The organism is Bacillus sp. FSL K6-0042 (assembly GCF_038006685.1).
GTDB lineage: Bacteria > Bacillota > Bacilli > Bacillales > Bacillaceae_G > Bacillus_A > Bacillus_A pseudomycoides.
The window spans coordinates 4927900-4946353 of sequence record NZ_JBBOVS010000001.1; the positions used below are offsets into that span (position 1 = coordinate 4927900).

Genomic DNA, 18454 nt, shown 5'->3' on the forward strand with positions numbered 1-18454 from the left:
AACAGAATATGAAAATTACAGAACTTTTAAAAAGGGATACCGTTATCATGGATTTGACAGCTTCAGCAAAAGAAGCTGTCATCGATGAATTAGTAGAGAAACTAGAAAAGGCAGGAAGATTGAATAGCCAAGAGGAATTTAAAGAGGCTATTTTACAGCGTGAAATGCAGAGTACAACTGGAATTGGTGAAGGGATTGCTATTCCACATGCCAAAACAAAAGCAGTCAAACAACCAGCTATTTGCTTTGGACGAAGTGTAAGCGGTGTCAACTATGAGTCGCTTGATGGACAACCAGCTCATTTATTCTTTATGATTGCGGCTAGTGAAGGAGCAAACAATACACATTTAGAAACACTATCTCGTCTATCTACGTTATTAATGGATGAAGGGTTTCGCAAACAACTGTTAGAAGCAAAAAGTGAAGAGGAGCTTCTTCATTTGTTCGATGAAAAAGAAAATGAACAAGAAGATGAGCAAAGTGAAGTAACAAAACCGGAAGGAAATGAACCATATGTGTTAGCAATAACAGCTTGTCCGACTGGTATCGCTCACACATATATGGCTGCGGACAGTCTAAAGGCAAAGGCAGCAGAATTAGGAATTGCGATTAAGGTCGAAACAAATGGTTCTACTGGTGTGAAAAATGGATTAACGAAAGAGGATATTGAGCGTGCAACAGCTATTATCGTTGCGGCGGATAAACAAGTAGAAATGAATCGCTTCGCTGGAAAGCATGTTATTCAAGTACCGGTTGCAGATGGTATTCGGAAATCAGATCAGCTAATTAATCGAGCTGTGAATCAAGAAGCCCCGATTTTTAAAGGAATAAAAGAAAATAGAAAAGTAGAGGGGCCAGAGAAGGAAAAAGGATTTGGTATATATAAGCATTTAATGAATGGTGTTAGTAACATGTTACCTTTCGTTGTTGGTGGTGGTATTTTAATTGCACTAGCCTTTTTCTTTGGTGGTATCGATACGAAAGGGCCGATTGCAGAAACATTGATGTCAATTGGTGGTAAAGGGGCATTCCAATTCCTTGTTCCGATATTAGCTGGATTTATTGCGAGTTCTATTGCGGATCGCCCAGGGTTTATGCCTGGTATTGTCGGTGGATTTTTAGCAGCGCAAGCAAATGCAGGATTTTTAGGTGGATTAATTGCTGGTTTCTTAGCTGGATATATTGTACTTGGTTTAAAGAAAGTATTAGCAGGTTTACCAGCACAATTAGAAGGAATTAAACCTGTTTTATTATATCCGGTACTTGGTTTGTTACTTACAGGGGTATTAATGTTGAAAGTTGTAAATCCTCCTGTTGTTGCTTTAAATGAGGCGTTAACGAGTTGGTTAAATGGTTTAGGTGGTGCGAATGCTATACTATTAGGGCTTATTTTAGGTGGAATGATGGCTGTTGATATGGGTGGTCCTATTAATAAAGCAGCATTTACATTTGGGATTGCTGCAATTGAGGCTGGAAACTTTGGTGTGCATTCAGCTGTTATGGCTGGTGGAATGGTACCTCCGCTTGCGATTGCACTTGCAACTACACTTTTTAAAGCGAAATTTACAGAAGCAGAACGTAAATCGGGTTTTACAAACTATATTATGGGGACATCATTTATTACAGAAGGGGCAATACCATTTGCGGCTGCTGATCCAATCCGTGTAATTGTCAGTTGTGTTGTTGGCTCAAGTCTTGCTGGTGCATTATCGATGTTATTTGGAATTACATTGCCAGCGCCACACGGTGGAATATTTGTTATATTATTAGTGAATAAACCAGTTCTATATATTCTTTCTATATTAATAGGTTCTATTGTATCTGCCTTTATGTTAGGGATATGGAAAAAGAAAATTTCATAAAAAGTTGAAAAGGACAGCGGCCATATTACGAAGGCACTGAAAAAGTGTTTGCTTTGAAAAAACAACATGCATTTTTATCAATATGTTGAAAGGAAAAAGGAGTCCATCGCCTGTATATAGTAGGTGGTGGACTCCTTTTTCTTATGAAGTGGACTTTTTCAGTGGCCTCCATATTAGGTAGCTGTCCTTTTCGGTTTATAGTGTATGTTATATATATGAATGTCAAAATGTATATGATTTATTACATAAAAAGACATAGCGCAACTAAGAATTGTAATGTTTCGGTGTTTTTTTGTAACAAGATGGTAATACTATTACTTTTATTGCAAAAAAAACATATGAGTTTGAAAGAAAAAAATGATTAAAACTCTTAAAAATACGTATAGAACACTATTTTCTATTATTCTACTTTATATTACAAAGCATTAATGATTGATTACGAATCGTTTGTAATTGTGTGATATCCTAAATCACCTAAAAAACTGTTGCTATAATGAGGACACGAAAACAAAGCGAATGGAGGCTATTCATGAAAAAATTAATTGGTATAGCAGCAGCAGCGGTTTTTGGTCTTGGGATTTTCACTACTTCTGCAAAAGCAGAAACTGTTGTAACAACAGAGGTATTAAATGTACGCGAGAACCCAACTACTGAATCACAAGTTGTAGGTAAAGTATTAAATGGTCATAAATTAGATGTTACAAATACAGAAAACGGATGGTCACAAATCAAATTAAATGGTAAAGACGCATTCGTAAACGCAGAATTTACAAAAAGCATCTATTACGTAACAGCAAACGTATTAAACGTACGTGCTGAAGCAAACACAAACTCAGAAATTCTTGGTACGCTTAAGAAAGACGATATGATCGAAACAACGAACCAAGTACAAAATGAGTGGTTACAATTCGAATATAATGGGAAAACAGCTTACGTTCATGTTCCTTTCTTAACAGGTACAGCACCTGTTATTGAAAAACAAGAAACGCCTGCTCCTGCTCAAGCTGCAGCACCTGCTAAAGCAGAGGCAAAAGCACCAGCAGCACAAGAAAAACCAGCTACTAAACCTGCTGTCAAAGCAGCAGAAACAAACACTCCTTCTGGTGGTCGTGAACTAACAGTTGAAGCTACAGCATATACAGCTCATCCGAGTGACACTGGCGGCACATATGGTGGTCGTGTATTAACTGCAATGGGTCATGACCTAACAGCGAATCCAAACATGAAAATGATTGCTGTTGACCCGAAAGTGATTCCACTTGGATCAAAAGTATGGGTAGAAGGTTACGGAGAAGCAATCGCTGGTGACACTGGCGGCGCAATTAAAGGTAACCGTATCGACGTTCTAGTTGGCTCTGATTCAGCTGCTAACAAATGGGGACGTAAATCTGTTAAAGTGAAAATTTTAAAATAATGCTATTGTTGTTAAAAAAATAAATCCAGCACTTAAATATTGAGTGCTGGTCTTTCAGGCTGTTGGGAATTTCCTAACAGCCCTTTTGTGAGTTTAAAATGGATATACAGTGCGGCCTGTGATGATTTTATATGCACTGCAAAATTGGGTTTGTGCATATTGTTTAGTCGGTTCGTCTAAAGTTTGATTGTCCAATAATGTATGAAAGGAACGTAGTAAACAGCTTAAAGCGAAATATAATTCTTCTTGTGAGCAGTTCTTTTCTTTTAAGGATGTTGCTAAAATGAGTTCCTCCGTTAATGTTGAAAAATTATGCGTAGCTTGTCCGATTTTCATTATATCCTCTCCGATCCTATTTTTTATCATGTATATGTACCATTGGACAAACTATGTCAAATTTATCTCGCCATTTAGGTAGTAAGGTCCTCATCTCAAGATTTAGAGGGAGGCGAGAAACTTTATAAAAGCCTGTTTGGTTAGGGGGATAATCGGTGAGGGAAGAAGGTGATCTTACTTGGTTAAGGGTTCACTGTATCATTCTTATTTTTTGAATTTCATTTACAGTATTGAAAGAACTTGCATTATGACTATTAAAATTGGTAAGATTGGATATAATGATCAGATGGATAAGATTACATAAAGAGAGTTGAAGTATATGGGAGAACTGCAATGTGAAAAAGTTGCTGTCATCATCGGACCGACTGCGGTGGGAAAGACAAAATTAAGCATTGATCTCGCAAAAGCGTTAAATGGTGAAATCATTAGTGGGGACTCGATGCAAATTTATCGTACGATGGATATCGGGACAGCTAAGGTAACAATGGAAGAAATGGAAGGAATTCCGCATTACATGATCGATATTAAAAATCCAGAAGATTCATTTTCTGTAGCGGAATTTCAAGAGCTTGTTCGAGGCCATATTCGAGAAATTACAGAACGCGGGAAACTACCAATTATTGTTGGTGGTACCGGCCTTTATATACAATCAGTTTTATATGACTATCAGTTTACAGATGAAGCTGGAGATCCTGTATATCGAGAGGGACTGGAAAAATTAGCGACAAAACATGGTGTAGAATATGTACATGAAAAGCTGCGAGAGGTAGATCCAGAAAGTGCAAGTCGCATTCATGCGAATAATGTAAGGCGTGTCATTCGTGCGCTAGAAATTTTCCATACAACAGGGCGGAAGATGAGTGATCAACTTGAAAAGCAAGAAAATGAGTTGTTATATGATGTTTCGCTAATCGGCTTGACTATGGATCGCGAAATGTTATATGATCGCATCAACTTGCGTGTTGATCTTATGGTCAAACAAGGATTGCTGCAAGAAGTGAATGCTTTATACGAAAATGGAGTCAGGGACTGTCAATCTATTCAAGCGATTGGTTACAAAGAATTATATAATTATTTCGAAGGGCATGTTTCGCTAGAAGAAGCGATAATGCAATTAAAAACAAATTCGCGTCGCTATGCAAAGCGTCAACTAACATGGTTCCGTAACAAGATGGATGTTACATGGTTTGATGTGACTGATGGTGAAAAAACAGCAGAAATTTTGCGGTACATAGAAGGAAAGCTACAATTAAAGTCGAATAATAAGTAAGTAGAGAAAAAGAGGAGGATTCGACATGAAGCAATCAATCAATATTCAAGATCAGTTTTTAAATCAACTCCGTAAAGAAAATACGTTTGTGACGCTGTACTTATTAAATGGTTTCCAGCTTCGTGGATTAATTAAAGGTTTTGATAACTTTACAGTTTTATTGGAAACAGAAGGAAAGCAACAGCTTATTTATAAACATGCTATTTCTACATTTGTTCCACAAAAAAACGTTTCAATTGAATTAGAGTAGTAAAGAATTGTACATAGCAAAAAAGAGCGAGTGATTCGCTCTTTTTTTATTTATATATTTTAGAGATTCTTTAATGAATGCGGAAAATAGAGAGTCTAACAGTGGTATCACCTGTCTCGGGAATAGTGATTGTATTAGTGGTAGATTGAATAGTAATCGTAGTTCTGGCTTTTAAAGTTTCAATTGTTGAAAATGTAATTGAACTTCCAATTGTGTTTGCTGAAAAGTTATCTGAAGGTATGTTGCCATTAATGGAAATTCCAAAGCCGAAGGGAGCTGACCCTGAAAATATTGTTGAAGCTGAAAAGTCAATGACATATACACCATCTTCAAGGATTGTGATTGTATCTGTTGCATCGAAATGTATGTTATTTATGTTTGAGATAAGATTGAACTGGATGTTTTGATTAGGTTTTATAGTTTGTGGAAGTGTATTTTTAAGTACGGCTGTAGTTACTGGAAAACTAAACCCTTGAGGTCCTCGCTCCCCTTGAAGCCCTTGTTCGCCTTGAAGTCCATGCTCGCCCTGAGGCCCTTGTTCGCCCTGAGGCCCTTGTTCGCCCTGAAGCCCTTGTTCGCCCTGAGGCCCTTGTTCGCCCTGAGGCCCTAGTTCGCCCTGAGGCCCTTGTTCGCCCTGAGGCCCTTGTTCGCCCTGAGGCCCTTGTTCGCCTTGAGGTCCTTGTTCGCCTTGAATACCTTGTTCGCCCTGAAGCCCTTGTTCGCCTTGAGGTCCTTGTTCGCCTTGAGGCCCTAGTTCGCCTTGAGGCCCTAGTTCGCCTTGAATACCTTGCTCGCCTTGAGGCCCTTGCTCGCCCTGAGGCCCTAGTTCGCCTTGAGGCCCTTGCTCGCCCTGAGGCCCTTGCTCGCCCTGAGGCCCTTGCTCGCCTTGAATACCTTGTTCACCTTGAGGTCCTTGTTCGCCTTGAGGTCCTAGCTCCCCTTGAGGTCCTTGTTCGCCTTGAAGTCCTAGCTCGCCTTGAGGCCCTTGTTCACCTTGAGGTCCTTGTTCGCCTTGAGGTCCTTGTTCGCCTTGAGGTCCTTGTTCGCCTTGAAGTCCTTGTTCGCCTTGAGGCCCCTGTTCGCCCTGAGGTCCCTGTTCGCCCTGAGGTCCCTGTTCGCCCTGAGGTCCCTGTTCGCCTTGAGGTCCCTGTTCGCCTTGAGGTCCTTGTTCGCCTTGAAGTCCTAGCTCGCCTTGAGGCCCTTGTTCACCTTGAGGTCCTTGTTCGCCTTGAATACCTTGTTCGCCTTGAGGCCCTTGCTCGCCTTGAAGTCCTTGTTCGCCCTGAGGTCCTTGTTCGCCTTGAAGTCCTTGTTCGCCCTGAGGTCCTTGTTCGCCTTGAGACCCTTGTTCACCTTGAGGTCCTTGTTCACCTTGAGGCCCCTGTTCGCCCTGAGGCCCCTGTTCGCCCTGAGGTCCCTGTTCGCCTTGAGGCCCTAGTTCGCCTTGAATACCTTGTTCGCCTTGAATACCTTGTTCGCCTTGAGGCCCTTGCTCGCCTTGAAGTCCTTGTTCGCCCTGAGGTCCTTGTTCGCCTTGAGCCCCTTGTTCACCTTGAGGTCCTTGTTCACCTTGAGGACCCTGTTCGCCCTGAGGCCCCTGTTCGCCCTGAGGTCCCTGTTCGCCCTGAGGTCCCTGTTCGCCCTGAAGCCCTTGTTCACCTTGAGGCCCCTGTTCGCCCTGAGGTCCCTGTTCGCCCTGAAGCCCTTGTTCACCTTGAGATCCTTGTTCGCCTTGAGGTCCAGTCATTTCAATTGACGCAATTTGTAGTAAAGTAACTTGTAAATTTTCTATTTGCACGATGATTTTTTTGAACACAAGATGATTGATTCTAAATAATTTAGTGATATACAGTGAAAAGTTGAGTAGGTTTTGTAATTCAATATATGTTGCATTTGCTACAAAAGGTTGATTATCCAAAATAGTAATTAAATTTTCGACAATTGCAATGCCAGCTTCTCGCTGTGTAAGCGTTAAGTTTAAACGTTCCAGGAACCCTTTTATTATTTCTAATAAGTTTATAAGTTCTTTTATGTTAGATTCTGTTGGATTGGAAAATACAGCTGGAATAATATTAGTTAGGTCACTTAAAGTATCGGAAAAAAGATTCGCGTATAATTTAGGAATAGGGGTATAATGAACTGTCGGAATACGACGAGGTTGTGTTGGAAAATACGGTTTTGAAATCTTTTTTTGGTTATCATTAAAATGAGACATTAAAATGCTCCTTTCTAATTGAGATGGTGAAAAACCTATCATAGTAGATGCAAGTTAAAGATAAAAAGGAATAGGGAAACGGGCAGTTTATGTGAAAAATAGTAAAAACGCCCATTTATAAGGCGTTTTCTTTTTGTTTTGCATATTGATAATACCTTTTTAAAGAAATTTTTGATTTGAAACCAACGCGTTTCATGATTTCTTGCTCTGGAGTGTTTTGTTCGATTAACCGTAAAATAAAGGTGTTTCGAAAGTGTTGACCGGAAATCCCTTTACGTAAATTTGCACGGGCTACTTCAAGGCGAATCATTTTTTGGACCGCTATTTCTGTTAGTGCTTTTGGAGCATCATTTTCGTACACCCATCGATATGTGTTACGGTTGAAATCGAATGCCACAAATAGCGGGTCATCACTATGGTATTTGGGACGAACTGGTTCAGGGATTTTTTTGTAATAGTTATATAGTTGTTTTTTGTCGTCGTGAGTTAAATTAATGGTTCTTTCAATACCTGCTACTGCTGGAATGGAAATTGTATTCGTTTCAAAATGAACGTGATGCATATTTAATGATACAAGTTCTTGTAGGGATAAGCCGTAGTCAATGAGTAAATTTACAATAGAAATATTACGATCCATTAGTAATGGACGGACAGGGCGTTGTTTCTCTGATAATCCTTCTAATGAAGTCAAGGTATGTTTTAAGCGTTTTTCGTCCTCTTTTGAAATGAAATCTTCATCACGTAACGCACGATTAGGTTGGATGACGAGTTCCATGTCCTTTAATGGGTTTGGGAGGTTTAAAAACTGATATAGTCTATTTAAGACAATAAATACACGGTGCATTGTTTTTTCAGAGTAATGCCGTTTCTTTTTTAAGTCGGAAAAATAATCTTCATAGTCTTTTGTACAAAGTGTAGCCCATATATTACTAGAGGAAAGTTTTTTATTTTTTTCTAACCAATGCCCAAAATCTTCAATATCATAGACGTAACGTTTAATGGTTGAAGGTTTTCGTCCTTTATTTAATAAAAAGGAAGAAAAAGCTTGTACTGTATCATGAATTTCCTTTGTTTCCATATTCCCACCACCCTGTTTTTTTCTTATATTATAACAAATTTTTCTGAAAACAGTTATTTGTATGGGGAGTGGAAAAATTAATAATATTTTTTGGTGAGTCGATAAAAAGAGGTGATTGTATGGAACAATCGATGCGAAAGAAAAATAATAATCAAATTAATATCGTGTTAAATCACCGGAAAAAAATTTCAGTACCTGCTCCAGAAAAGAAATCCGTAATTTCAAGTGAAACGTCTACGAAGCATGAGATGCTGCAGCGGATTGAAGAAGAAATGGGTAAACTTGTTGGAATGGAAGATATAAAAAAAATCATAAAAGAAATTTATGCATGGATTTATGTAAATAAGAAAAGGCAAGAAATTGGCTTAAAGTCAGAAAAGCAAGTGCTTCATATGTTATTTAAAGGAAATCCGGGAACGGGGAAAACAACTGTTGCAAGAATGATTGGAAAATTATTATTTGAGATGAACATTTTATCAAAAGGGCATTTGGTCGAAGCGGAACGCGCGGATCTTGTGGGAGAATATATTGGGCATACAGCACAAAAAACAAGAGATTTAATTAAAAAAGCCATGGGTGGAATATTGTTCATTGATGAAGCATATTCGCTAGCGCGTGGTGGAGAGAAAGATTTTGGAAAAGAAGCGATTGATACGCTTGTCAAACATATGGAAGATAAGCAACATGGATTTGTTTTGATTTTAGCGGGATATTCAAGAGAGATGAATCATTTTCTTTCTTTAAATCCAGGTTTGCAATCGCGTTTTCCATTTATTATTGAATTTGCGGATTATACAGTGAATCAGTTGCTTGAAATTGGTAAGAGAATGTATGATGAACGAGAATATCAATTATCAAAAGAGGCGGAATGGAAATTCCGTGATCATTTACATGCGGTGAAATATTCATCACAAATTACATCATTTAGTAATGGACGCTATGTCCGGAATATTGTTGAGAAATCCATTCGTACACAGGCGATGCGCTTATTGCAAGCGGATGCATACGATAAGTATGATTTAATTGGGATATCAAGTAGTGATTTAACGCTTGAAGAAGAGACGCACAGTTCATGAACTGTGCGTTTACTTTATTATGGAAGAGAAACGTAATGCATCGTATTCTATTTTGTATTTTTTGTTTTTGCTCGTTGTTCTAATTTGCTTTTTGGACTTGTATCAGCTACATCTGATGCAAGTCCTTGTGGATTAACGCTACTACTTTGTCCGCGATTGCGGTTGTTGTTTCCTTTTGCCATTCTTTATCACCTCTATTCTTCTTTAGCTTTTTGTTGATATGCCCTATGATATCGCTCCATCTTTTTGCTTTTTTCATAGGCGGATTTTGGGTCGAAGCTAATTTGGTTGACTGAGCTTTTTTGAGCACCTTTGTTTACGTGGTTTGTCATTATGTTCACCTCGCTTTAAAGTTTAGTATGGACACTCTGAACAGAAAAAAACGTTGGAAAAGAAAAACCTCTTTACGTCATGTAAAGAGGTGAAGTTACTATTTATGCAAAGAACGCTCTTTATTCTCTAAGCGTCTGTGCGGTAAATGCCATTTGAAATGAATGGAAATCATGCGGAAGCAAACAATAAAAATAAATAAGGTGTATAGAGCCCAGTCACTGACGATAATCTTGGCGCCAATTAAAAATCCTGCTAAAATCGTCCAAAATGCATATACTTCTGCGCGAAGGACGAGAGGTTTGCGGCGTGCTAATAAATCACGAATGATACCACCGCCAATCCCTGTTAAAACAGCTGCAACAATTGTAGCGCTAATAGGTAAATTTAGTTTTTGTGCATAAAGTGCTCCTTGTACAGCGAATGCTGATAAGCCAATAGCATCTGTAATGTTCTCCCATCTTTTCCAATGTTTAATTAATTTATTTGGAAATAGAAAGATAATCGTCATTGATAAAAGTGCAATTTGAAATAACATGTCTTGTTGCCAAAAAGCGCCGATTGGATAACCGATTAATAAATTACGAAGGGCACCTCCTCCAAAGGCAGTTGCCATCCCTAAAATATATACCCCGAAGATATCGTAATCTTCTTCCATTGCGACAATAGCTCCGCTGAGTGCGAAGGCAATTGTACCGATGATGCTAAAAATCTCCCATGCCATGAATTTTCTCCCTCGCTAACTAGATGAAATGTGCTTCCTCTGCTATTATATTAGAAGGTTTAAATTTCGAAAAGGATGAGTGAACATATTTGATGGAAGAAAAAGAAAAAGTCATATTAGTTGGCTGTCAATTGCCGCAAGATGATGATGAACGGTTTATGCATTCCATGAAAGAACTCGCATCGCTAGCAAATACGGCACGTGCAGAAGTTTTGGTATCTACAACGCAAAAACGTCCGAAATTTCATCCCGCTACTTATATAGGTAAGGGAAAATTAGAAGAACTTGCAGCGCTGACAGAAGAACTAGAACCGGCTGTTATTATATTTAATAATGAATTAACACCAAGCCAAATCCGTAATTTATCAGCTATGTTAGATGCGAGAGTAATCGATCGAACGCAACTAATATTGGATATCTTTGCTCAGCGTGCGAAATCAAGAGAAGGTAAGCTTCAAGTGGAATTAGCTCAACTACAATACACAATGCCGCGTCTTATGGGACAAGGGCTAGCGCTATCACGTCTTGGAGGCGGGATTGGTACGAGGGGTCCTGGTGAAACGAAACTAGAAACAGATCGTCGTCACATTCGCTCTCGTATTGATGAAATTAAGAAGCAGCTAGCGATTGTTGTGGAGCACCGGAAAAGATATCGTGAGCGCCGAAAGGATAATCAAGTATTTCAAGTTTCGTTAATTGGGTATACAAATGCTGGAAAATCGACGTTGTTTAACAGATTAACAGAAGCAGATACATTTGAAGAAAATTTGCTGTTTGCGACGTTAGATCCAACAACAAGAAAAATGCAATTGCCGTGTGGGTATACGGTGCTATTAACTGATACGGTAGGGTTTATTCAAGATTTACCAACGTCATTGGTTGCTGCGTTTCGCTCTACACTGGAAGAAGCGGGGGGAGCGGATGTGATTTTGCATGTCGTTGATTCTGCAGATCCAAATTATGTAGGTCATGAACAGACAGTGAAAAAATTACTACAAGACCTTGAAATTGACCACATTCCAATTATTACGGTTTACAATAAGAAGGATAGATTACATCAGAATTTTATTCCATTTCCAAAAAATGATTTTCTTATGACAAGTGCTTTTGAAGAAACAGATTTATTAATCTTGAAAGAATCGGTAGAAACGAAGATGATGGAAGAGATGGAATCGTATAAGGTCATGATTCCTCCGAGTGAAGGTAGATTACTAACGCTTTTAAAAACAGAAACGGTATTAACTGGGATGGAATTTAAAGAAGATGGATTCTTGTATGAGTGTACAGGTTATATATTTGCTCATTCACCGCTGAATGGACAGTTAAAGAGATTTTTAGTGGAAAAAGGAGAAGAGAATAAAAATGTTTGATCGTTTGAAAAATGGAGAAAGAATCGCTCCTATTGTAAAAGAAGTAGAAGAACAAATTGCCGGTGTACACAAACGTATTGATACAGTAATTGAAAGTAATCAATTCCGTGTATTAGAAAGTTTTCGTAAACATAAAATTAGTGATTCACACTTTATTCCAACAACAGGTTATGGCTATGATGACATCGGTCGTGACACATTAGAAAAGGTGTATGCTGATGTATTTGGAGCAGAAGCAGGGCTTGTTCGTCCGCAAATTATTTCAGGTACACATGCGATTTCGACAGCTTTATTTGGTATTTTGCGCCCTGGTGACGAACTATTATATATAACAGGGAAACCATATGACACGTTAGAAGAAATTGTTGGTGTGCGCGGCAAAGGTGTTGGTTCTTTTAAAGAGTATAACATTGGATATAATGCTGTACCGTTAACGGTAGAAGGGCGTGTTGACTTTAAAGCTGTAGAAGCAGCTATTCATGGAAATACGAAAATGATTGGTATTCAGCGTTCGAAAGGGTATGCGACGCGTCCGTCATTTACAATCGCGGAAATTAAAGAGATGATTTCTTTTGTAAAAGAGATTAAATCAGATGTTGTTGTATTTGTAGATAACTGCTACGGAGAATTTGTTGAAGAGTTAGAACCGTGTCATGTCGGGGCAGATTTAATGGCAGGGTCTCTAATTAAAAACCCAGGTGGTGGAATTGTAAAAACAGGTGGCTACATTGTTGGGCAAGAACAATATGTAGAAGCTTGTGCATATCGTTTAACATCTCCAGGTATTGGAGCAGAAGCAGGGGCATCTTTATATAGCTTACAAGAAATGTATCAAGGTTTCTTCTTAGCTCCTCATGTTGCTGGTCAAGCGTTAAAAGGGGCGGTCTTTACAGCGGCATTTTTAGAAAAGTTAGGAATGAATACATCACCAACTTGGAATGCTGCAAGAACAGATTTAATTCAGTCTGTTCAATTTGATGACAAAGAGCGTATGATTGCATTTTGCCAAGCGATCCAATACGCATCTCCAATTAATTCTCACTTTACACCGTATCCAAGCTATATGCCAGGTTATGAAGATGATGTCATTATGGCTGCAGGTACGTTTATTCAAGGTGCAAGTATTGAGCTATCAGCAGATGGTCCAATTCGTCCTCCATATGTTGCCTATGTGCAAGGTGGATTAACTTATTCTCACGTGAAGATTGCGATTTGTTCTGCGATCGATGCGTTAATTGAAAAAAATCTATTAACAATTTCGTAAGGGAAAGCTGCCGATTTCGGTAGCTTTTTTGTATAGAAGAAGGTATTTATGCCATTTTAAAAAAGAGTGAAAAAACTTATAAAAAAATCATGTCAGAAAAGCTAACATCTGTTGACATCAAACATAACATGATATAAAATGAGAAACAGTTAAAGCGAAGGAGGAACTGAAACAATGAAAGAAGATAGACGTTCTGCCCCGCTGTTTCCTATTGGTATTGTAATGGATTTAACACAATTATCTGCTCGTCAAATTCGCTACTATGAAGAGCACAATTTAATTTTCCCAACCCGTACAAAGGGAAATCGTAGATTGTTTTCATTTAATGATGTAGATAAGTTGTTAGAAATTAAAGATTTGTTAGATCAAGGCTTAAATATGGCTGGTATTAAACAAGTGTTACAAATGAAAGAAAATCAAACAGAAGCAGTGAAAGTAAAAGAGGAAACGAAAGAAATTTCAAAATCCGAGCTTCGTAAAATTCTTCGAGATGAATTGCAACATACAGGTAGATTCAATCGAACTTCATTACGGCAAGGTGATATTTCAAGGTTTTTTCACTAAAGATTACTGATTCTGAAGGTGTTTAGAGGGACTAAGGAGGAATATATAATGGCAAAGTACACAAAAGAAGATATTTTTCGTTTAGCGAAAGAAGAGAATGTAAAATATATCCGTCTACAATTTACGGATCTTTTAGGGATTATTAAAAACGTAGAGATTCCGGTTAGTCAGTTAACAAAAGCTCTAGATAACAAAATGATGTTTGATGGATCTTCAATTGAAGGATTTGTTCGTATTGAAGAGTCTGACATGTACTTATATCCAGACTTAGATACTTGGGTAGTATTCCCTTGGACTGCTGAAAAAGGTAAAGTAGCTCGTTTAATCTGTGATATCTACAATGCTGATGGCACTCCATTTGAAGGTGACCCACGTAACAATTTAAAACGTATGTTAAAAGAAATGGAAGCACTAGGATTTACAGAATTCAACCTTGGACCGGAACCGGAGTTCTTCTTATTCAAAGTTGATGAAAAAGGAAATCCAACATTAGAACTAAACGATAACGGTGGATACTTCGACCTTGCGCCGATGGATCTAGGGGAAAACTGTCGTCGTGATATCGTTCTTGAACTTGAAGAAATGGGTTTTGAAATTGAAGCATCTCACCATGAAGTTGCACCAGGACAGCACGAAATTGATTTTAAATATGCGAATGCACTTCGTTCATGTGATGACATTCAAACATTCAAACTTGTTGTAAAAACAATCGCTCGTAAACACGGTTTACACGCAACATTTATGCCGAAACCATTATTCGGAGTGAACGGTTCTGGTATGCACTGTAACTTATCTCTATTCAAAAATGGAGAAAACGTATTCTACGATCAAAATGGTGAATTACAATTAAGTGATGATGCGCGTCACTTTATCGCAGGTATTTTAAAACATGCCCCAGCATTTACAGCGGTAGCTAACCCAACTGTAAACTCTTACAAACGTTTAGTACCTGGATATGAAGCGCCTTGTTACGTAGCATGGTCTGCACAAAACCGTAGTCCATTAGTGCGTATTCCAGCATCTCGTGGTATAAGTACACGTGTAGAAGTTCGTAGTGTTGACCCAGCTGCAAACCCATATTTAGTAATGGCAACATTATTAGCAGCAGGTCTTGACGGAATTAAAAATAAATTAACTCCGCCAGCTGCAGTGGATCGTAACATCTATGTAATGACTAAAGAAGAACGTGAAGAAGCAGGTATCGTTGACTTACCAGCAACATTAGCACAAGCGTTAGTTACACTACAATCTAACGAAGTTGTATGTGGTGCATTAGGTGAACATTTACTTGAGCACTTCATCGAAGCGAAAGAAATTGAGTGGGATATGTTTCGCACGCAAGTACACCAATGGGAACGCGATCAATATATGTCTCTTTACTAAGAGTCTCAAACCCTTGACACATAACGTGTTGAGGGTTTTTTGTATGCGTGGATAAAGGGAGAAGTATCAATTGTTTTTAGCTTATGACCATATTTTGACCATATTTATTTCATGACCATACCATGACCTTTTTAAAGTAGGTTGCGTTTCGCAAACGCTTCGTATTTATTAAGACTCTTTTTGTTCATTTCTTTTGAAATGTGGGCATATATGTCAGAAGTAATTTGAATTGAATCATGCCCTAATCTTTCTTGCACTTCTTTCATTGAATATCCGGCGTCTAACAAAAGAACGGCATGTGTATGACGTAAACCATGAATCGTGATATTTGTTACATTAGCTTTTTTTAAAATGCGAGTCATCGCTCTTTGTAAAGTAGACTTTGGATAAGGAAGTCCATTTTCACGTGCGAATACTAATGAAAGATCATGGTATAACCCTCCTAATTTCAGTTTACATTTATTCTGTTCAAGTTTATGATTTTTTAAGATTTGGATTAAAAAATCTGCTAAGATTATCGTGCGGTAAGATGCTTTTGTTTTGGGTTTAGCGAATAGATTATCTAGGTTTTTATAATCATAAGTGAAGGTGTGACGGATACTTATTGTTCCTTCTTCTAAATCAATATCATCCCATCGTAAAGCCAGTGCCTCACCCTTGCGTATTCCTGTGTGAAGTAGTGTAAAGAACAACGAGAAATAATGAGGTTCTGTATCTTTTAATTTTTGAACAAATGTATTCACTTCTTGTCCTTCTAAATGCTTAATTTTTTTGTCTTCAGTATCACTTTTAGCAATGACAATTCCGCGGAAAGGTGTTTGTTGAATAAGCTGCAAATCAACAGCTTTGAGCAAAGCTCCTTTTAAAGGTGCAGTGTAATTCTTAACACTATTTTCACTATACCCTTCTTCTAAGAGGTGATTCACGAATTTTTGACAGAGTGAAGGTGTAATATCGAATACCTTATACGATCCGAAAAACGGAACGATATGCTTGTTTATTGCTGTTTTGTGAAGATTGTATGTATGATTTCTAACCTTTCCTTTTTTGTAGGTTATAAGCCAATCATTCAAAAATGTAGAAATCATCACATTTTTATCTTCTATAAAAGTCCCGTTACTTAATTCTGTTTCAGCCTTCGCAGCATGAAGTTGAGCTTCTTTCTTTGTTTTAAAACCACGTTTTGTTGTTTGTTTTTTCTTTCCTGTTTTCGGATCAATAGTGGTGTAAATTTTGTAGAGCCATTTAGCTCCATCTTTTGTTTGGTATTTTCGGAAAGACGCCATGATTTTCCCTCCTTTATTTTTCTTTTAACTAAGAAACAGGTGTGTCTATATATCCTTCTATTTCGTATTTAATTTCTCCATCTTCTTCGTAAACTCGCGTAACGATAGGCAATTTTACAAGTTAATTTTCTTTTTGTTTCTGTCTTTTTTCTCTTTCAATCGCTAAATCAATAATCAAAACAACTTCCTCTTTTAATAAATTTTATAAAACTTTAAGAGTTCTATAGGAATGTTATTTTTATAGGTGATACATTTTTTTGTATCACCTGGAATAATGGTATTTTTGTCTATTAATAAAAATGCAGCAAAGGTATTGGCTTCTATTTCTAATCTATCAACAGATAAAAAAGTATTTTTTCGTAAGAATAGAGTATTTACTTCTTCGTGAAGGACAGCATGTCCCGATTCGTGAGCACAAACTGTCCTTTGCATAGTTTCTGATAAATTATTATTGATAGCGATAAACTTATTTCCTTCTTCACATTTGTAAAAACCATTAATCTCTTCATGTAAATCATGAAAAGTGTGGATACTAAGTTTACTGAAAAGATAAAATAATTGATTTGTAGCTGATTCAAGATGAATAAAAAAGGAATTGATTTATCCGAACTATTTAAAATGCAAAAGGCGTTGGATCAAGACATTAAAGCGCAGCATCCGCAAAATTACAATGATCGTGTAGTTGTACTTGAGGAAAAGATGAAGCAGAAGCGACTTATAGAAATATAGTTTCGGTCATGGGTGACATGATTGAAGAACCAACGCAATTTACGTTGGAATGGATCAATGAGTTGGAAGAGTTTTTAAAGAAACACTGCAGATTGTAAAACAAGACAAAATCCTTATTTTGGAGAAAGATGATTATCTGAGATGAGTTTCAGCTAATCCCTAATCAATAAAATAAATGAAGATGTATATGCAAGCGTAGAAAATACCTAAAATTATTAAACCAACAAAAGCGAATATTTTGGCTGTACCTTTCGGAGCAAAAATAGCTAAAACAATTGAGATGGGTATTAAAATTAAAAAAGGACCGGCTATACACAGACCGAAAAATAAGATTGAAGTTAAAAACATTGAAATGAAACCAAAGTATTCTCTCATTGCTTTATCCTTTCTTGAAAAAATGAATTATACAGATTAAACCATAGTCAAAGTGAATTGAAGTGAAATTTTAACAAAATCGTTATTTGGAAAAAAAGGGGATTAGTTTAATTTTGATTCTGCCAATCCCCAACCAATGATAAAAAGTAGGCCGAATATGAGAGCGTAAATAATACATGAAATTACTAAACTAGCTACAGCGACTTTTTTCGATGTACCTTTTGGAGCAAAAATAGCTAAAATAATTGAGATAGGTATTAAAAAAAGTATATAACCGTTTGTACGCATAGATAATAGACCGAAAAATACGATTAAAGTTAATAAAAATGAAGTGATCCCAAAGTATGCTCTCATTACTTTGTCCTTTCTTGAAAAATGAATTATACAGATTATACCATAAACAAAGTGAATCAAAGTGAGTTTTCAATAAAAACGCTATTTGTGCGACACGTTTCCTTATAAGTGTGTAAACACGAAATAGGAGGGTTATCAATTTGATGACAACAACGGATTGACTGAGAGTAGGAATGAAAGCCGTCAGGTTGAGCTGAAACTACTTATCTGATACTCCTACATGCGAGGCGTGATAGTAGTCGCAAATTGTATGAAGCTAGGTGAAGTCGGCTGAACAAAACCTAAGTGAGAAATCATATGGTAATGGATAGGTCGGGATGCTACAAAATATCTATGGTGAGAATGTCTGAATGGACTGGCGAACTTGCGAATGTACGGGTCTAAACGCTTAATGCATTAGAAATGTGTATGTCGTCAATGACGACGTTATCTACCGAAAAGTAAGAGTAAATAATATGAAATTCGGAACATCTAACGATGAGGATGTAAAGATAACAGGCTTAAAGCAAGCACCTAAGGATATATGTATAGCTAGGTCAATCGGAACGTGGTAAACAAGAAACTGTCAACAACG

At 37.5% G+C, this 18454-nt stretch carries 19 protein-coding genes; 11 read left to right on the forward strand and 8 right to left on the reverse strand.

Going from position 1 to position 18454, the window contains the following annotated elements; translation table 11 throughout:
• Nucleotides 1-8: 8 nt before the first annotated feature.
• Complete coding sequence (locus MHH45_RS25400) at nucleotides 9-1862, forward strand: PTS fructose transporter subunit IIABC (RefSeq protein ID WP_016115833.1); 1854 nt, start codon at nucleotides 9-11, stop codon at nucleotides 1860-1862.
• A gap of 529 nt (nucleotides 1863-2391) precedes the next feature.
• Nucleotides 2392-3276 carry a cell wall-binding protein EntA gene (locus MHH45_RS25405; RefSeq protein WP_340863349.1) on the forward strand — a complete coding sequence of 295 codons (885 nt, stop codon included), beginning with the start codon at nucleotides 2392-2394 and terminating at the stop codon, nucleotides 3274-3276.
• A gap of 93 nt (nucleotides 3277-3369) precedes the next feature.
• Here the strand turns inward: MHH45_RS25405 and MHH45_RS25410 are convergent, their stop codons facing one another.
• On the reverse strand, nucleotides 3370-3606 hold the full coding sequence (locus MHH45_RS25410) for a hypothetical protein (protein ID WP_170927990.1): 237 nt from the start codon (nucleotides 3604-3606) through the stop codon (nucleotides 3370-3372).
• A gap of 325 nt (nucleotides 3607-3931) precedes the next feature.
• Here MHH45_RS25410 and miaA point away from each other — a divergent pair, with 325 nt between their 5' ends.
• Both miaA and hfq read left to right on the forward strand, forming a co-directional pair.
• Nucleotides 3932-4882 (forward strand): tRNA (adenosine(37)-N6)-dimethylallyltransferase MiaA, encoded by a 951-nt coding sequence (gene miaA / locus MHH45_RS25415; RefSeq protein ID WP_016115830.1) that lies wholly within the window; start codon nucleotides 3932-3934, stop codon nucleotides 4880-4882.
• A 25-nt stretch (nucleotides 4883-4907) separates the two neighbouring features.
• Nucleotides 4908-5132 carry an RNA chaperone Hfq gene (gene hfq / locus MHH45_RS25420; RefSeq protein WP_000813896.1) on the forward strand — a complete coding sequence of 75 codons (225 nt, stop codon included), beginning with the start codon at nucleotides 4908-4910 and terminating at the stop codon, nucleotides 5130-5132.
• Between the two features lie 70 nt (nucleotides 5133-5202).
• Here the strand turns inward: hfq and MHH45_RS25425 are convergent, their stop codons facing one another.
• Nucleotides 5203-7347, reverse strand: coding sequence for a Gly-Xaa-Xaa repeat protein (locus MHH45_RS25425; RefSeq protein WP_340863352.1), 2145 nt, complete (start codon nucleotides 7345-7347; stop codon nucleotides 5203-5205).
• Nucleotides 7348-7462: 115 nt separating this feature from the next.
• Nucleotides 7463-8425 carry a tyrosine-type recombinase/integrase gene (locus MHH45_RS25430; RefSeq protein ID WP_016115826.1) on the reverse strand — a complete coding sequence of 321 codons (963 nt, stop codon included), beginning with the start codon at nucleotides 8423-8425 and terminating at the stop codon, nucleotides 7463-7465.
• A 119-nt stretch (nucleotides 8426-8544) separates the two neighbouring features.
• On the opposite strand from MHH45_RS25430, the gene spoVK reads away from it, so the two are divergent.
• On the forward strand, nucleotides 8545-9501 hold the full coding sequence (gene spoVK, locus MHH45_RS25435) for a stage V sporulation protein K (RefSeq protein WP_016115825.1): 957 nt from the start codon (nucleotides 8545-8547) through the stop codon (nucleotides 9499-9501).
• A 47-nt stretch (nucleotides 9502-9548) separates the two neighbouring features.
• Here the strand turns inward: spoVK and MHH45_RS25440 are convergent, their stop codons facing one another.
• Nucleotides 9549-9683, reverse strand: coding sequence for a hypothetical protein (locus tag MHH45_RS25440; protein ID WP_001051869.1), 135 nt, complete (start codon nucleotides 9681-9683; stop codon nucleotides 9549-9551).
• 248 nt (nucleotides 9684-9931) lie between these two features.
• Nucleotides 9932-10555, reverse strand: a complete 624-nt coding sequence (locus MHH45_RS25445) for a trimeric intracellular cation channel family protein (RefSeq protein ID WP_016115823.1) — start codon at nucleotides 10553-10555, stop codon at nucleotides 9932-9934.
• Between the two features lie 92 nt (nucleotides 10556-10647).
• On the opposite strand from MHH45_RS25445, the gene hflX reads away from it, so the two are divergent.
• The 4 genes from hflX (at nucleotide 10648) to glnA (ending at nucleotide 15136) form a co-directional block, all read left to right on the forward strand.
• Nucleotides 10648-11925: a GTPase HflX gene (hflX, locus tag MHH45_RS25450; protein ID WP_016115822.1), complete on the forward strand. Its 1278-nt coding sequence runs from the start codon at nucleotides 10648-10650 to the stop codon at nucleotides 11923-11925.
• On the forward strand, nucleotides 11918-13189 hold the full coding sequence (locus MHH45_RS25455) for a methionine gamma-lyase family protein (protein ID WP_016115821.1): 1272 nt from the start codon (nucleotides 11918-11920) through the stop codon (nucleotides 13187-13189). The genes hflX and MHH45_RS25455 overlap by 8 nt, the downstream gene beginning before the upstream one ends.
• 174 nt (nucleotides 13190-13363) lie before the next feature.
• Nucleotides 13364-13753: a transcriptional repressor GlnR gene (gene glnR, locus MHH45_RS25460; protein ID WP_002014475.1), complete on the forward strand. Its 390-nt coding sequence runs from the start codon at nucleotides 13364-13366 to the stop codon at nucleotides 13751-13753.
• 48 nt (nucleotides 13754-13801) lie between these two features.
• Nucleotides 13802-15136: a type I glutamate--ammonia ligase gene (gene glnA, locus MHH45_RS25465; protein WP_016115819.1), complete on the forward strand. Its 1335-nt coding sequence runs from the start codon at nucleotides 13802-13804 to the stop codon at nucleotides 15134-15136.
• 131 nt (nucleotides 15137-15267) lie between these two features.
• On the opposite strand, the gene MHH45_RS25470 is transcribed toward glnA, so the two are convergent.
• A complete protein-coding gene (locus tag MHH45_RS25470) occupies nucleotides 15268-16422 on the reverse strand; it encodes a tyrosine-type recombinase/integrase (RefSeq protein ID WP_016115818.1) in 1155 nt (384 codons plus the stop codon).
• A 192-nt stretch (nucleotides 16423-16614) separates the two neighbouring features.
• The gene (locus MHH45_RS25475) at nucleotides 16615-17007 is read right to left on the reverse strand and encodes an ImmA/IrrE family metallo-endopeptidase (protein WP_416076161.1); all 393 of its coding nucleotides are present in this window, start codon (nucleotides 17005-17007) and stop codon (nucleotides 16615-16617) included.
• On the opposite strand from MHH45_RS25475, the gene MHH45_RS25480 reads away from it, so the two are divergent.
• Both MHH45_RS25480 and MHH45_RS25485 read left to right on the forward strand, forming a co-directional pair.
• The gene (locus MHH45_RS25480; protein ID WP_175637027.1) at nucleotides 17002-17151 is read left to right on the forward strand and encodes a hypothetical protein; all 150 of its coding nucleotides are present in this window, start codon (nucleotides 17002-17004) and stop codon (nucleotides 17149-17151) included. The two genes, MHH45_RS25475 and MHH45_RS25480, sit on opposite strands and share 6 nt — an antisense overlap.
• A 202-nt stretch (nucleotides 17152-17353) precedes the next feature.
• A complete protein-coding gene (locus tag MHH45_RS25485; protein WP_033671414.1) occupies nucleotides 17354-17566 on the forward strand; it encodes a hypothetical protein in 213 nt (70 codons plus the stop codon).
• A gap of 62 nt (nucleotides 17567-17628) precedes the next feature.
• Here MHH45_RS25485 and MHH45_RS25490 read toward each other — a convergent pair whose 3' ends face one another.
• On the reverse strand, nucleotides 17629-17880 hold the full coding sequence (locus MHH45_RS25490) for a hypothetical protein (RefSeq protein ID WP_016115816.1): 252 nt from the start codon (nucleotides 17878-17880) through the stop codon (nucleotides 17629-17631).
• Nucleotides 17881-18454 lie beyond the last annotated feature (574 nt).